This is a genomic window from Ensifer soli, from assembly GCF_041928815.1.
Lineage (GTDB): Bacteria > Pseudomonadota > Alphaproteobacteria > Rhizobiales > Rhizobiaceae > JBHFEI01.
In genome coordinates this window covers 370,469-385,962 of the sequence record NZ_JBHFEI010000003.1, presented here as the reverse complement: position 1 = coordinate 385,962, position 15,494 = coordinate 370,469, and the positions used below count along the sequence as shown (strand labels likewise).

General features: G+C 67.0%; 12 protein-coding genes. 1 reads left to right on the top strand and 11 read right to left on the bottom strand.

The annotated features are described in order from the left end of the window. Positions 1–4: 4 nt before the first annotated feature. The 6 genes from ACEVQ6_RS06675 to ACEVQ6_RS06650 all read right to left on the bottom strand — a co-directional run bounded on the left by ACEVQ6_RS06675 (position 5) and on the right by ACEVQ6_RS06650 (position 7,499). Complete coding sequence (locus ACEVQ6_RS06675; RefSeq protein ID WP_374888141.1) at positions 5–871, bottom strand: outer membrane protein assembly factor BamD; 867 nt, start codon at positions 869–871, stop codon at positions 5–7. 199 nt (positions 872–1,070) lie between these two features. Beyond that, positions 1,071–2,015 (bottom strand): UDP-3-O-acyl-N-acetylglucosamine deacetylase, encoded by a 945-nt coding sequence (gene lpxC, locus ACEVQ6_RS06670; RefSeq protein ID WP_374888224.1) that lies wholly within the window; start codon positions 2,013–2,015, stop codon positions 1,071–1,073. A 437-nt stretch (positions 2,016–2,452) separates the two neighbouring features. Next, positions 2,453–4,240: a cell division protein FtsZ gene (gene ftsZ / locus ACEVQ6_RS06665; protein WP_374888140.1), complete on the bottom strand. Its 1,788-nt coding sequence runs from the start codon at positions 4,238–4,240 to the stop codon at positions 2,453–2,455. Positions 4,241–4,327: 87 nt separating this feature from the next. After that, the gene (gene ftsA / locus ACEVQ6_RS06660; RefSeq protein ID WP_374888139.1) at positions 4,328–5,659 is read right to left on the bottom strand and encodes a cell division protein FtsA; all 1,332 of its coding nucleotides are present in this window, start codon (positions 5,657–5,659) and stop codon (positions 4,328–4,330) included. Beyond that, positions 5,656–6,585: a cell division protein FtsQ/DivIB gene (locus tag ACEVQ6_RS06655; protein ID WP_374888138.1), complete on the bottom strand. Its 930-nt coding sequence runs from the start codon at positions 6,583–6,585 to the stop codon at positions 5,656–5,658. Before ACEVQ6_RS06655 ends, ftsA begins: the two co-directional genes overlap by 4 nt. After that, positions 6,573–7,499: a D-alanine--D-alanine ligase gene (locus ACEVQ6_RS06650; RefSeq protein WP_374888137.1), complete on the bottom strand. Its 927-nt coding sequence runs from the start codon at positions 7,497–7,499 to the stop codon at positions 6,573–6,575. Before ACEVQ6_RS06650 ends, ACEVQ6_RS06655 begins: the two co-directional genes overlap by 13 nt. Positions 7,500–7,887: 388 nt before the next feature. On the opposite strand from ACEVQ6_RS06650, the gene ACEVQ6_RS06645 reads away from it, so the two are divergent. Continuing rightward, complete coding sequence (locus ACEVQ6_RS06645) at positions 7,888–9,192, top strand: MFS transporter (RefSeq protein WP_374888136.1); 1,305 nt, start codon at positions 7,888–7,890, stop codon at positions 9,190–9,192. Between the two features lie 74 nt (positions 9,193–9,266). Here ACEVQ6_RS06645 and murB read toward each other — a convergent pair whose 3' ends face one another. From murB to murD, 5 genes are all read right to left on the bottom strand, one after another. After that, a complete protein-coding gene (gene murB, locus ACEVQ6_RS06640; protein WP_374888135.1) occupies positions 9,267–10,241 on the bottom strand; it encodes a UDP-N-acetylmuramate dehydrogenase in 975 nt (324 codons plus the stop codon). After that, a complete protein-coding gene (gene murC / locus ACEVQ6_RS06635; RefSeq protein WP_374888134.1) occupies positions 10,238–11,653 on the bottom strand; it encodes a UDP-N-acetylmuramate--L-alanine ligase in 1,416 nt (471 codons plus the stop codon). The genes murB and murC overlap by 4 nt, the downstream gene beginning before the upstream one ends. Next, entirely contained in the window at positions 11,650–12,774 is a 1,125-nt protein-coding gene (gene murG / locus ACEVQ6_RS06630) for an undecaprenyldiphospho-muramoylpentapeptide beta-N-acetylglucosaminyltransferase (RefSeq protein WP_374888133.1), read from the bottom strand. Before murG ends, murC begins: the two co-directional genes overlap by 4 nt. A gap of 157 nt (positions 12,775–12,931) precedes the next feature. Continuing rightward, positions 12,932–14,086, bottom strand: coding sequence for a putative lipid II flippase FtsW (gene ftsW / locus ACEVQ6_RS06625; protein ID WP_374888132.1), 1,155 nt, complete (start codon positions 14,084–14,086; stop codon positions 12,932–12,934). Positions 14,087–14,114: 28 nt separating this feature from the next. Beyond that, positions 14,115–15,494 (bottom strand): UDP-N-acetylmuramoyl-L-alanine--D-glutamate ligase, encoded by a 1,380-nt coding sequence (gene murD / locus ACEVQ6_RS06620; RefSeq protein WP_374888131.1) that lies wholly within the window; start codon positions 15,492–15,494, stop codon positions 14,115–14,117.

Genomic DNA, 15,494 nt, shown 5'->3' with positions numbered 1-15,494 from the left:
CCGCTCAGGCGCCGATGAGCTTCTTGCCGGCGCGGGAAATCCAGGAATTGCCGCTTTCGCGCGGCTCGAGGCCACCGGTCTGCAGCAGCTTGTAGCTGTCCGAATACCACTGGCTGTCGGGATAGTTATGCCCGAGCACGGCGGCCGCAGTCTGCGCCTCGCTGGTCACGCCCATGGCGAAATAGGTCTCGACGAGACGGGCGAGCGCCTCCTCCACCTGGTTGGTGTTCGGATATTGCTCGACCACCGTGCGGAACCGCGTCACCGCCGCCAGATATTCCTTGCGCTCGAGATAGTAGCGCCCGACCTGCATCTCCTTGCCGGCGAGCTGGTCGCGGGCAAAGCGGATCTTCGCCTGGGCGTCCTCGACATATTCCGAATCGGGATAGTTGTTGACGACCGCCTGCATCGATTCGATCGTCTTGAAGGCCGCGCGCTGGTCCTGGGTGACCGAGGGGATCTGCCGCGAATAGGCAAGCCCCTGGATATACTGGGCGTAGGCCGCATCCTCGGACTGCGGGTAGAGGCTCAGGTAACGCGACGTGTCGTTGATCGCGTCCTGATACTGGCCGTTGCGATAGGCGACGAACGAATTCATCACCAGCGCCTTGCGGGCGTATTCCGAGAAGGGATGCTGCTTGTCGATCGCCTGGAACTTGCGGCCCGCTTCGGTAACCTTGCCGGCGTTGAGGTTGGCAAGACCCTGATTGTAAAGCACATCCGGCGGATCGGTCTCAGCCTTCAGCTTGGTGATGTCGATATCCGGATCGTTCTGGCAGGCCGTCACCACAAGTCCGGCAAGGCTGACGCCAAGAAGAGTCGCAGCGACGCGGGCTGCTTTTCCCAGACGAGCGGACGCTTCAATTACCATCGGACATTCCTGATCCATGCGGCAGCGAGCCCCCGCTGCCCCCAAAGTTCCGCGTTTCTACCCACAAAAAGACGGCTGCCGCAACGTCTTGATCATCGAATAGCGCAAATTTGTGGCGCCGCTCCGACAAAAAAGCCGGCAGGGATGCCGGCCTTTCGAAAGATCTGAACCGCTCTTCGCAGGCGCGCGACCGGCCGGATCAGGCGGTCAGGCTGCTGACGCCGGCCGCCTCGCGCACCACCGGCCGCTGGCGCGACGGCGTGCCCTCGACGATCTGGTAGGCGTTCGGATCGCTGAGCAACGCCTTCAGCGCCTGCGCGTTCATCCGGTGACCGCCGCGATAGGAGCGGTAGCAGCCGATGAACGGCGCACCGGCAAGCGACAGGTCGCCGACGGCATCGAGCGTCTTGTGGCGCACGAACTCGTCCTTCGGATAACGCAGTCCCTCGACATTGATGACCTTGTGGTCGTCCGAAATGACGACCGAATTCTCGAGCGACGAGCCGAGCGCGCGGCCGGCAGCCCAGAGCCGCTCGACGTCCCGCATGAAGCCGAAGGTGCGCGCGCGCGAGATTTCCCGCTTGAAGACCTGCGCCGTCATGTCGCCGGCCCAGACCTGGCGGCCGATCAGCGGCGTGTCGAAATCAATCTCGACCTCGAAGCGCATGGCACCGTCATAGGGCACGAATTCCGACCAGGACGAACCATGCTCGACGCGCACGGGCTTGAGGATGCGGATGAAGCGGCGCTTGACGGCAAGCGCCCGGATGCCCGCACGCTCGATCGCCTCGACGAAGGGAGCGGAACTGCCGTCCATCACCGGCATTTCGGCGCCCGACACCTCGACCACGAGATTGTCGATGCCGAGCGCGTAGATCGCCGCCATGACATGCTCGATCGTCGCGATCCACGTCGCCGGCGCCGTGCCGAGCATGGTGCAGAGATCCGTATTGCCGACCTCGGAGGACAGCGCGCGGTATTCGGCGACGTTCCCGTCGTCAAGAAGGCGCTGGAAGACGATGCCGGTATCGGCGTCCGCCGGCTGGAACGTGATGGAAACCTCCGCGCCCGAATGCACGCCGACGCCCGAAAGGGTCACCGGAGCGGCAAGCGTCGTCTGAAATCCGAGCAGTTCAATTCCCATCGTCACGTCACTTTCATTGCATGCCGGCGCGAGGCCGACCGAATCATCATTCCCCGAGCCTGTCTCCCGCTGCGGCGACATCCGCCTCGGCCTGAACACCTGTCCCGGACCGGCGGGTCCGGCGGAAGAAGACAGGTCCGGCTTGCGCTGGAAACCGCCGTGGCGACGATCGCGAGTCATGCGATCCCCATGGCTTCGAGGGTGAAGATAAAGGCGGCGGAAGGGTAAACCAAATCAATGTTCATTTCGGATTGTTACGCTGCGCGGTCTCTTCAAGTCATTGCTCACATTCATCTTTACGACGAAAAATGCCCGAGCCTCAAGGCTCGGGCATTCCGGCAAGGTAGGAAGGTTCGCAAAGGGCGCGGGCAGCGCCCTTCACGGTCTGACTCCGTCCGGAGTCGGGGACGAGGACCTCGTCCCTTTGCCGGCGGAGCTCAGTTCTGCTGGCGACGCAGGAAGGCCGGGATCTCGAGCTGGTCATCGTCCTGGGACCGTGGCTGCGGGTTGACCCGGCCGCGGTCGTCGAGCTGGCCGCGACGCGGTGCGTAGAGGCTGGCCTCGGGCGAGAGCGGACGGCGCTGCTGCGAGGCGGCGCTCGGCGCCCCCGCGGTCATGTCGGAGGCGATCTGCGGCTCGTCCTCGTCACGCCGGCCGAGCGAGTTGGTGATCCGGCGCAGAAGCCCCATCGGGCCCCGCTCCTCGGCCTGCGGCGCGGGGGCGGCAGGCTGCGAGCGGCGGTCGATTTCCGCCTTCACGACCGGCGGGAAATCCTCGACCTTCGGCATGCGGACCTGCTCGACATGCTGACGCAGCACCGGGGCCGGCTCCTGCCGGACCGCCTGGACGGCCGGCTGCGGCACCGGCGCCTGGACGGCGACCGGCTGCGGCTGGTGATACTGCGGCTCGGGCTGCGGCGCGACGCGCATCGTCACGGGCGCTTCTTGGGGCAGGCCGGCGAAGAGCTTGCTCTGCGGACGGAACCCGTCGTCGATCGCCGCCGGGGCGGGCTGCGCCACGGCCTGGGGCATGGCGATCGCCAGTTCGCGCTCCATCTCCGCCTCGCGGATCGCGAGCGCGATCGGATCGATCGCCGGCTGCTGCGCGACCGGCTGCGCCACGGCCTGTTGCAGCACCGGAGCCGGCTGCTGCAGGACGGGCGCGGCCTGGACCGGCTGCGGCGCGACCGCGGCGGCGGGGCGGACGACGGGCTTGGCTACCGGGCGAAAGCTGGCATTGCGGTCAGCCACCTCCGCTGCATTGCGGTCGATGCCGGTTGCGACGACGGAGACGCGGATCAGGCCTTCGAGTTCCTCGTCGAAGGTGGCGCCGAGGATGATGTTGGCGTCCGGATCGACCTCCTCGCGGATGCGGGTCGCAGCCTCGTCGACCTCGAACAGGGTCAGATCGCGTCCGCCCGTGATCGAGATCAGCAGCCCTTGCGCGCCCTTCATCGACGTCTCGTCGAGAAGCGGATTGGCGATCGCGGCTTCCGCGGCAGCCATCGCGCGGCCTTCGCCGGATGCCTCGCCGGTGCCCATCATCGCGCGGCCCATCTCGCGCATCACCGAGCGGACGTCGGCGAAGTCGAGGTTGATCAGGCCTTCCTTGACCATCAGGTCGGTGATGCAGGCAACGCCGGAGTAAAGCACCTGGTCGGCCATCGCGAAGGCGTCGGCAAACGTGGTCTTGTCGTTGGCGATGCGGAAGAGGTTCTGGTTCGGGATGACGATCAGGGTGTCGACCGACTTCTGCAGTTCGGCGATGCCCTGGTCGGCGAGCCGCATGCGGCGCTGGCCCTCGAAATGGAACGGCTTGGTGACGACGCCGACGGTCAGGATGCCCTTGTTGCGGGCGGCCTGCGCCACGACCGGGGCGGCGCCCGTGCCGGTGCCGCCGCCCATGCCGGCGGTGACGAAGCACATGTGGGTGCCGTTCAGGTGGTCGATGATCTCGTCGATGCATTCCTCGGCGGCGGCGCGGCCGACCTCGGGCTGGGAACCCGCGCCGAGGCCTTCCGTGACGGCGACGCCCATCTGGATGATGCGCTCGGCCTTGGTCATCGTCAGCGCCTGCGCATCCGTGTTGGCGACGACGAAGTCGACGCCCTGGAGGCCTGCGGTGATCATGTTGTTGACGGCGTTGCCGCCGCCGCCGCCGACACCGATGACGGTGATGCGCGGCTTCAGCTCGGTAATATCCGGCTTCTGCAGTGTGATGGTCATGAATGCCTTCCTTCCTGTGTTCTGGCCGCCTTGCCGAGCCGGCCAAATCGCAAAATCCTGTAAGCCTCGCGCCCCGTGGCGCGCGCCTTAGAAACTTTCCTTCAGCCACTGGCCCATGCGGGCGATGCGGCTGTCATTGCCGGCGAGCGCGGTCAGAAGCCCGCCCTGGGCCGGATGGGTCTCGAGATCGGCCACCTGCGGATAGATCATTAGCCCGACGGCGGTCGAAAAGGCCGGGCCCTTCGCCGATGCCGGCAGGCCCGAGACGCCCATCGGCCGGCCGATGCGGACGTTGCGCGCGAGAATCCGCCTGGCGGCCTCCGCGAGCCCCTGCAGCTGGCTGCCGCCGCCGGTGAACACCACCCGCTTGCCGACGATCGGCGAGTAGCCGGATTTCTGGATCCGGTCGCGGATCAGCTCCAGCGTCTCCTCGACGCGGGCGCGCACGATGCGCGACACCAGCGCCTTCGGCACATGGGTCGGATGGTCGCGCTCGTCCTCGCCGATCGGCGCGACGGCGACGATGTCGCGGTCGTCGCCGCTGTTGGCGATCGCCGAACCGTGCACGACCTTCAGCCGCTCGGCATCCTCGATCCGGGTCGAGAGCCCGCGCGCGAGGTCGGTCGTCACATGATGGCCGCCGAGGCTGACCGCGTCGGCATGGACCAGCTTGCCCTCGGAAAAGACCGAGATGGTCGTCGTTCCGCCGCCCATGTCGATCGCGGCGCAGCCGAGTTCCGCCTCGTCGTCGACGAGCGCCGCAAGGCCGCTGGCATAAGGGGTGGCGACCACGGCTTCGACCGAGAGATGCGCCCGGTTGACGCAGAGTTCGAGATTGCGCATCGCCAGACGCTCGGCGGTGACGACATGCATGTCGACGCCGAGCACGTCGCCATACATCGCCAAGGGATCGCGGATGCCGCGCTCGCCGTCGAGCGAGAAGCCGGTCGGAAGAGAATGCAGGATCGCGCGCTCCTGACGCATCGACTGGTGGTTGGCGGCCGCGACCACCTTGCGCAGGTCGGCGGCGTCGACCTCCTGGCCGCCGAGATCGATGGTGGCGGTGTAGATGTCGCTGCGCAGCCGGCCGGCGGAGACGTTGACGATCAGGCTGTCGATCGTCAGGCCCGCCATGCGTTCGGCGGCGTCGACGGCGAGCCGGACGACGCTTTCCGCCTCGTCGAGATCGGCGATCACGCCGTTCTTGATGCCCCTCGATTTCTGGTGGCCGATGCCGATGATCTCGATCTTGTGGGTGCGGCCCGGCAGGATCTCGCTCTCCTCGCGCGGCGTCAGCCGGCCGATCATGCAGACGACCTTGGTCGAGCCGATGTCGAGAACGGAGACGACATGGGTGCGCTTGGAGGAGAGCGGCTTCAGCCGCGGCGTGCCGGTCGGGGGGGTGCCGAAGAGACTCATATGTTCTTTTCCTCAGCCTTCAGACGTTTCGTGCGCTCCTTCAGCACCGCCTCGCGCCGCTCGACGGCGCCTTCGGTCAGCTGCACCGTGGTCCGGTCGCCGAGCCTCAGGTCGACGGTCGCGATGTCGCGCTCGAGGATCTGGTGCTCGCGCTCGAGCGTGGCGAGCCTTTCCATCGCGCGGGCGAGATCGTGCTCCGGCAGGCGGACGAGCACGCCGTTGTCGAGCTGCAGGTCCCAGCGCCGGGCGGCGATGCGGATGAAGGCCTTGACGCGGCTCTTCATCTCCGGCCATTGCGAGAAAGTGCTGTAGAACTTGGCGGCCTCGGCCTCTGCGTCGCGGCCGACGAACAGCGGCAGCGAGGCGAACTTGTTGTCGCGCAGCGGCGCGATGACGCTGCCGCTTTCCTCGATCAGCGACAGGTCGCTGCCATGCTGCCAGATGGCGAAGGCCTTGCGCTCGGTCAGGTCCACCTCGATCGTGCCGGGATAGACCTTGCGCACGGTGACGCGCTCGACCCAGGGCAGCTCGGCGATCAGCCGCCGGGCTTCGCCGATGTCGAGGGCGACGAGCGAGGTGGTGCCGTCGAGGCCGAGCTGCTGCAGGATGTCGATCTCGGAAGTGTGGGCGTTGCCTGAGACCTTGACGTCCTCGATGGCGAAGCCGACCGCGCTGGTCGTCGCCTGGGCCACCGCCTGCGAATGGCCGCCGAGCGACACGCCGTAATAGCCGGTTGCCGCAAAAAGGCCGACGACGGCGATCGTGCCGGTATGGGCGGGAATGGCGATCCGGCCGGTGCAGAGGCTGACGGCGAGCCGCACGATGCGGCGCAGCGGACGCGGCAGAACGAGGCCGCCGTCGAGATCGACCGTGCTCGGATCCGGCACCCGCACTCTTTTCGTCTTGCCGCCGATCAACGCAAACACGAGGCGTCCTCCACCATCCAGCTCAGAAACTCGCCGAAGCCCAGGCCCGCATGGGCCGCCATCTCGGGAACCAGCGATGTCGGGGTCATGCCGGGCTGGGTGTTGACTTCCAGCCAGATGAGCTCGCCGCCGCCCGGCGCCTGGTCGTCGAAGCGGAAGTCGGACCGGCTGACGCCGCGGCATCCGATCGCCTGATGGGCCATCAGGGCAAGCTTTTGTACGTTTTGGTAAATATCCGGTGAAAGTCTCGCCGGGATCTCGTGGCGGGAGCCCCCCTTCACATATTTCGAATCATAATCGTAGAAGGCGTGGCCCTGCGGGATGATCTCGGTGACGCCGAGCGCCCGGTCGCCCATGACGCCGCAGGTGAGCTCCCGGCCGGCGACGTAACGCTCGACCATCACGCGGTCGCCGTAGCGCCATTCGCCCGAACCGATGACCTGGGGCGGATGCGACTGGTCCTCCTTCACGATGACGACGCCGAAGCTGGAGCCTTCCCGGACGGGCTTGACGACATAGGGCGGCGCCATCGGATGGGCGGCGACGACATCGTGCCGGCTCATCACCCGCGCTTCGGCGACCGGGATTCCGGCCGCGCGCGCGACGATCTTCGCCTGCTCCTTGTCCATCGCCAGCGCCGAGGCGAGCACGCCGGAATGGGTGTAGGGGATCTGCAGGTATTCGAGCACGCCCTGGATGGTGCCGTCTTCGCCGAAGGGCCCGTGCAGCGCGTTGAAGGCGACGTCGGGGCGCAGCTCCGCCAGCACGGCGGCGACATCGTGGCCGGCATCGACGCGGGTGACGCGATAGCCGGCCGCTTCCAGCGCGTCCGCGCAGGCATTCCCCGAAGACAGGCTCACCGGCCGCTCCGAAGAGAACCCACCCATCAGGACTGCCACGTGCTTGCCACTCATCCATGCCCCCGGAAAACGCCGATACTCGGCAATCAGGCTTGCGTCGGGCTTTCTGATGCCCCGAACCGACCCGCCGGACCGCTCGCCTCCACTAGAACGGCATTAAGGTTAATGAACCGTTTACTTTCGTTAACCGAAATGCCCGTTCCGGAAATTTTGCTGGTCGAGAGCAGCCGGAAGCGGTGTGAGGCGGGGGCCGCGCCGGCGGGAGAGCGACGCTTCGGCGGCATGGAGCGGCGTAGGATCGCCAGCGCCGCGGCCCGGCAATTCTCGACTTCGCGCGTCAACAAATCGTAAATTCCAGGTTTCACGCGCGAAGAATTTGCGCTAAGCCCCGCGCGAGCCTCCTCCCAGGGTCCTCCCAGAACGAAAAATGGAAAAAAATCCCATGAGCGACGCGATCTCCCGCCCGTCGCCGACGACAGACCCGTTGAACACACGCGCGCTGAACTCCCCTGCCCGCGTGCTGTTTGCCAGTCTGGTCGGCACCACCATCGAATTCTTCGACTTCTACGTCTACGCCACCGCCGCCGTGCTGGTGTTCCCGCACATCTTCTTTCCCAACAGCGATCCGATGACGGCGCTGCTCGCCTCTTTCGCCACCTTCTCGATCGCCTTCTTCGCCCGTCCGCTCGGCGCCGTCGTCTTCGGCCATTACGGCGACCGGGTGGGGCGCAAGACGACGCTCGTCGCCGCGCTGCTGACCATGGGCATCTCGACGGTCATCATCGGGCTGCTGCCGTCCTACGAGACGATCGGCGTGTTCGCGCCGCTCCTGCTCGCGCTCTGCCGCTTCGGCCAGGGTTTTGGCCTTGGCGGCGAATGGGGCGGCGCGGTGCTGCTCGCCACCGAGAACGCCCCTCCGGGCAAGCGTTCCTGGTACGGCATGTTCCCGCAGCTCGGCGCGCCCGTCGGCCTGTTCCTCTCCTCCGGCGTCTTCTGGCTGCTCCTGCATCTCATGTCCCAGGAGGCGCTGCTGAGCTGGGGCTGGCGCATTCCCTTCGTCGCCTCGATCGTGCTGATCGCCGTTGGCCTCTGGGTCCGCCTGTCGATCACCGAGACCCCCGCCTTCCAGAAGGCGATCGAGCGGGAGGAGCGCGTCGAGGTTCCGGTCGCGGAGCTCTTCCGCAACCACAAGCGCAGCCTCGTGCTCGGCACCTTCGTCGCGCTCGCCACCTTCGTGCTGTTCTACATCGGCTCTGCCTACCTGCTCTCCTACAACGTCAAGGTGCTGAACATCCCCTTCCTCGATGCGCTGGAGATCCAGATCCTCGGCTCGGTGCTGTTTGGCCTCTTCATCCCGATCGCCGGCAAGCTCGCCGAGCGATTCGGCCGGCGCGAGATCCTGATCGGCACGACGGTGCTGATCGGCCTCTTCTCCTTCGCGCTGCCGGAGCTGATGACGAGCGGCGAGACCGCGATCGTCGTCTTCGCCGCGGTCGCGATGGCGCTGATGGGCCTCACCTACGGCCTGATCGGCACCGCCCTCGCAGCACCCTTCCCGACAAGGGTGCGCTACACCGGCGCGTCGATCACCTTCAACTTTGCCGGCATCTTCGGCGCCTCGCTCGCGCCCTACATCGCCACCTGGCTGCAGGTGAACTACGGCATGACCTATGTCGGCTACTATCTGGGCATCGCCGCGCTGGTCACGCTCGCCTGCATCCTCATGTCGGGCCGGGACGAGGTCTGACGCAGGAGCCGCTTCCAAACGAAAACGCCGCGGAGCGATCCGCGGCGTTTTCGTCCCGTCCGGCAGCATCCGGATCAAGCGGTGACGGGGCCCATGAACGGCCGCACCTCGTAGCCGGGAATGAACTGGCCGACGCGCTTGATCTCCCATTCGAGCAGGATGCCGGAATGCTCGTGCACCCGCTGGCGCACGGTCTCGCCAAGATATTCGAGCTCGTAGCCGGTCGCCTGGCCGGTGTTGATCATGAAATTGCAATGCATCGGCGACATCTGCGCGCTGCCGATCATCAGGCCGCGGCAACCCGCCTCGTCGATCAGCTTCCAGGCGGAATGGCCGTCCGGATTCTTGAAGGTGGAGCCGCCGGTCTTCTCGCGAATCGGCTGCACGGTTTCGCGATGCTGGCGCACCGCATCCATTTCGGCGCGAATCGTCGCCTTGTCCTCGGCATAGCCCTCGAACACGGCATGGGTGAAGATCAGCCCGTCCGGCGCGCCGGAATGGCGGTAGCTGTAATTCATGTCGGCATTGGAGAGCACATGGACCGCCCCCTTGCGATCGACCGCGTGTACCTCGACGACTCGGTTCCTTGTCTCGCCGCCATTGGCACCGGCATTCATCTTCAGGGCGCCGCCGAGCGAGCCGGGGATGCCGTAATAGAACTCGAAACCGCCGATGCCGTGGTCGAGCGCCATCGCGGCGATGTTCTTGTCCGGGCAGATGGCCCCGGCCCGGATCCGGTTCTCGCCGGCGAGCTCGAGATCGCCGAACCCCTTGGCCGAAAGGCGAATCACCACGCCGGGAATGCCGCCGTCGCGCACGAGCAGGTTGGAGCCGACACCGACGACGAGAAGCGGAACCTCGCCCGGCAGGATCTTCAGGAAGGCGACGAGGTCCTCGACGTCATGCGGCTGGAACATCAGTTCGGCCAGGCCGCCGGCGCGAAACCAGGTGACGCGGTCCATCGGCGAATTCGGCGTCAGGCGGCCCCGGACGTCTTTGACGCCCTCCCCGAGGGAAGCCAGAAGTCTTTCGCCATTCACCTTGTTCATTGCGACTGTCCTGCGATGCGTTCGAGATCCCTGGGCAGGCTCGCCGCCCAGCTGGTGATGTTGCCAGCCCCCAAGAGAACCACGAAATCGCCGGGCTGCGCAATGCCTGCCACAATTTCGGGCAGGTGTTCGGGCCCCTCCAGATAACGGGCATCGCGATGGCCGCCCGCCTTGATGCGCTGGACGAGCTCCTGCGAATTGGCGCCCTCGATCGGCTCCTCGCCGGCGGCGTAGACCGGCGCCAGCAGGATCGTGTCGGCATCGTTGAAGCAGGCGGAGAAGTCCTCGAAGAGCGACGAGAGGCGCGAATAGCGGTGCGGCTGGTGCACGGCGACGATCCGGCCGGCGCAGGCCTCGCGCGCCGCCCGCAGCACCGCCTTGATCTCGACCGGATGATGGCCGTAATCGTCATAGACACGGATGTTGTTCCATTCGCCGGTGAAGGTGAAGCGACGCTTCACGCCGGCGAAGGCGGCAAGCCCCTTGGCGATGTCGGCATGGCTGATGCCGAGACGATTTGCCACGGCAACGGCGGCCGTCGCGTTGGAGACGTTGTGGCGGCCGGGCATGGGCAGGCGGAGATCGGCGAGCGAAATCACCTCGCCCGTGCGGCGGCGCCGGATCTCGATGTCGAAGACCGAGGTGGCGCCGTCCATGCGCACGTTGAAGAAGCGCACGTCGGCCTGCGGGTTCTCGCCATAGGTGACGACCTTGCGGTCCTCGATGCGGCTGACCAGCGTCTGCACCTCGGGATGGTCGAGGCACATCACGCCGAAGCCGTAGAAGGGCACGTTCTCGACGAACTGGCGGAAGGCGGCGCGCACTGCGTCGAAATTGCCGTAATGGTCGAGATGCTCGGGATCGATATTGGTGATGACGGCGACGTCGGCCGGCAGCTTCAGGAAGGTGCCGTCCGATTCGTCGGCCTCGACCACCATCCACTCGCCCTCGCCCATGCGCGCATTGGTGCCGTAGGCGTTGATGATGCCGCCGTTGATGACGGTCGGATCGAGCCCGCCGGCCTCGAGCAGCGTCGCCACCATCGAGGTCGTCGTCGTCTTGCCATGGGTGCCGCCGATGGCGATCGCGTTGCGGAAGCGCATCAGCTCGGCGAGCATCTCGGCGCGCCGCACCACCGGCAACAGTTTTTCACGCGCGGCGACGAGCTCCGGATTGGTCTTCCTGATCGCGGTCGAGACGACGATCACCTCGGCCTCGCCGAGATTCTCCGCCTTGTGGCCGACGAAGACCTCGATGCCCTTGGCGCGCAGGCGCTGGACATTGGCGCTGTCGGCCTGGTCCGAGCCCTGCACCCTGTGGCCGAGATTGTGCAGCACCTCGGCGATGCCGCTCATGCCGATGCCGCCGATACCGATGAAGTGGACGAGACCGATCGTCTGGGGCATTTTCATGGGCGGGATTCCTTGAACTGTTGGATCGTCTTGCCGCCGGCGATCGCCTCGACCATGTCGGCGAGGTGTCGGGCGGCGTCGGGTTTGCCGGTGCGGCGGGCCTTGTCGGCCATCGCCTGCAGGGCGTCGGGATCGGCCATCGCGTCCGCGATCAGTGCCGAGAGTTTTTCCTGGCCGAGTTCGGATTGCGCGATGACCCGGGCGCCGCCTTCGGCCGCGAGCGCCGCCGCATTCGCCGCCTGATCGTGGTCGAGCGCATAAGGATAGGGCACGAGGATCGCCGGCCGGCCGATCACGGCGATCTCGGAGACGGTCGAGGCACCCGACCGGCAGATGACGAGGTTCGCATCGGCGATCCGCGCCGCCATGTCGGTGAAGAAGGGCGAGACCTCCGCCTTGAGGCCGAGCCGGGCATAGACCGGCTCGACCTTTTCGCGGTCTTCCGGGCGGGCCTGCTGGGTGATCCTGAGGCGCTGCTGCGCGCGCTCGTCGAGCGCGGAGATCGCCTGCGGGATCGCCTTCGAGAAGAACTGGGCGCCCTGGCTGCCACCGAAGACGACGAGGTCAAACGGCGCGCCGTCGCCGGACGGGCGGTAGGGTGTGTTCGCCGCCTCCAGCACGGCCGGGCGGACGGGATTGCCGGTCGTCACCGTCTTTGCCGCATAGGCGCCGGTGCCTTCCGGGAGGAAGCCGCCGGCGATCGCCTTCACCCGGGGCGCCAGCGCCCTGTTGGCGCGGCCCATCACGGCGTTCTGCTCGTGGATCAGCGAGGGAATGCCGAGCCCCGTCGCGGCGATCAGCGGCGGCACGGTCGGGTAGCCGCCGAAGCCTGCGACGGCGAGCGGCTTCAGCCGCCCCATCAGCCGCCTTGCCGTGCGGATGCCGTTCCAGAGCGTCCAGAGCGAGCGCGCCACCTTGAGCGGGTTCTTCGACCCGATCGTGGCCGACGGCACGACATGGACCGCATCGGCGGGAAAGCTGCCGGCATAGCGCTCGGCGCGGCTGTCGGTGACGAGATGCACGGAATAGCCCCGCGCCTTCAGTTCATGCGCCAGCGCCTCGGCGGGGAACAGGTGCCCGCCCGTTCCGCCGGCCGACAGCAGGATGATGCCCTTGGTCATGTCGTCATGTCTCCCGGGAAGGACGGCCGCGCCGCCCTCGATCCGTCTCGTGTCCGGACCATCAAGGTGAACGCGCGATCACCCGGACGGCTCCGTCCCCTCATTGCCCATCGCCGCGTCCGGAGCCTTCAGAAACCCGGCTCCGGCACGACCTGCCCTAATGTGCCGGAACGCCGACGCCGGAGCGGAACAGGCTGCGTTCCGCGGCGCGCTTCTCCGGCCGGTGGCGCGTCAGCGCCAGAATGAAGCCTGCCGTCACCGCGATCGCGACCATCGACGAACCGCCGTAGGAAATCAACGGCAGCGTCATGCCCTTGGCCGGAAGCAGCTCCAGGTTGACGCCGATATTGATCATCGACTGGATGCCGATCTGGATGACGAGGCCGGCGACGGCGAAGCGGTTGAAGTCGTTGCGTTCGCGATAGGCATGCGACAGGCCGCGCATGACGAGGAAGGCGAAGACGGCGACGATCACCATGCAGAAGATGATGCCGAACTCCTCCGCCGCGACGGAAAAGATGAAGTCGGTATGGCTGTCGGGGATGATCCGCTTGACGACGCCCTCGCCCGGCCCCTTGCCGAACCAGTCGCCGCGGATGATCGCCTCGCGCGCGGTGTCGACCTGGAACGTGTCGCCCTCCCCGGTCATGAAGCGGTCGATGCGGCCGGCGACGTGCGGCAGCAGCGTGTAGGCGGCGCCGAGGCCGAAGACGGCAAGGCCGGCGAGCACGATGATCCAGAGCCAGGGCATGCCGGCCATGAAGAACATGCCGCCCCAGACCGCCGAGGTCAGGATCGTCTGGCCGAGGTCCGGCTGGGCCACCAGCAGCGCGGCGACGATGCCGAAGAGCAGGATGGCGAAGAGGTTGCCCGGAATTTCCGGCTGGCGCTGGTGCTCGGAGAACAGCCAGGCGCAGACGATGACGAAGGCCGGCTTCATGAATTCGGACGGCTGGATCGACAGGCTGCCGAGCGAGATCCAGCGCCGCGACCCCTTGACCTCCTGCCCGAAGAAAAGCGCCAGGATCATCATCGCCAGCGAGACGAGCAGCAGGATGATCGCGGCGCGGCGCACCTGGCGCGGCGACAGGAAGGAGATGCCGATCATCGTGACGATGGCCGGGATCAGGAAGAAGCCCTGCCGCTTGACGAAATGAAAGCTGTCGAGCCCGAGCCGCTCGGCGACCGCCGGGCTCGCGGCGAAGGAGAGCATGAAGCCGATGCCCATCAAAAGGATGAAGGTCGCCAGGAAGAACCTGTCGATCGTCCAGAACCAGTCGGCCACGGGGCCCCGTTCGGCACGGCTCACCATCGTCTTGTCCTCTCTGCTCGCCGATCGCTCAGATCAGCATCTCGATGCCGTCAAGCGCGGCGACATGCGCGACGAAGGCATCGCCGCGCTCTTCGAAATTCCTGTACTGGTCAAAACTTGCGCAAGCCGGGGAGAGCAGCACCGCCGCCTCGCCCGCAGCGTCAGAGGCGGCGAGCGTGACAGCCGCCGCAAGCGTTCCGCATTCGGCATGGGCGACCGCGTCCCCGAGCGTGGCGGCAAAGCCCGCCGCCGCCTCGCCGATCAGGTAGGCCTTGACGAGGCGCGGATAAAAGGCGGACAGCGACGCGATGCCGCCCTCCTTGGCCTTGCCGCCGGCAATCCAGTAGATGCGCTCGAAGCTCGACAGTGCCGGCGCCGCGGCATCCGCGTTCGTCGCCTTGCTGTCGTTGACGAAGACGATGCCGCCCCTGCGCGCGACCGGCTGCATCCTGTGCCTGAGGCCCGGGAAGGAGGCGATGCCGGCAACGATCTCGTCGCGCGTCAGGCCAACGGCGCGGCAGGCGGCGATCGCGGCCGCCGCGTTCTGCTGATTGTGCCGGCCGCGCAGCACGCGATGGCTGCCGAGATCGACCACCTCCTCGATCCCGGCTGCCGTCGAACTCAGGATCCGCGTGCCGTCCGCATAGAGCCCGTCGGCGAGCACGCTGTCCTTCGAGATGCGCACGACCCTGCCGCCAGAGGCCGCGATCCTCTCCGCGACGGCACGGCACCAGGCGTCGTCGACGCCGACGATCGCGACATCGCTTTGCGCCACCAGCCGCTCCTTGATCGCGGCGTAGTTTTCCATCGTCCCGTGCCGGTCGATATGGTCGGGCGTCAGGTTGAGGAGGATGCCGGCGGAGGGATCGAGCGACGGCGCGAGGTCGATCTGGTAGGAGGAGCACTCGACGACGTGGAACCGGTCTGCTGCCGGCGGATCGAGCGTCAGCACGGCCGTGCCGATATTGCCGCCGAGCTGGGTGTCGCGGCCGCTCGTCTTGAGAATATGGGCAATGAGCGCCGTCGTCGTCGACTTGCCGTTGGTGCCGGTGATGGCGATCAGCGGTGCCTTCGGCGCGAGGAGCCGCCGCTCGCGGGCGAAAAGCTCGACATCCCCGATGACCTCGACATGCGCCGCGCGGGCGAGCGTCACGGTCCAGTGCGGCTCGGGATGGGTGAGCGGCACGCCGGGCGACAGAACCAGGGCCTGGAACGCGCTCCAGTCGGCACCGCGCAGGTCGGCCGTGCCGATGTCGGCCTCCGCAGCCTTCGCCACGCTTTGCGGATTGTCGTCCCAGGCGGTGACCTCGGCGCCGCCGGCGACGAGCGCGCGCGCCGTGGCAAGGCCGGAGCCGCCGAGGCCGAAGAGCGCGACCTTTCGGCCGGCAAGGCTGGTGACCGGGATCAT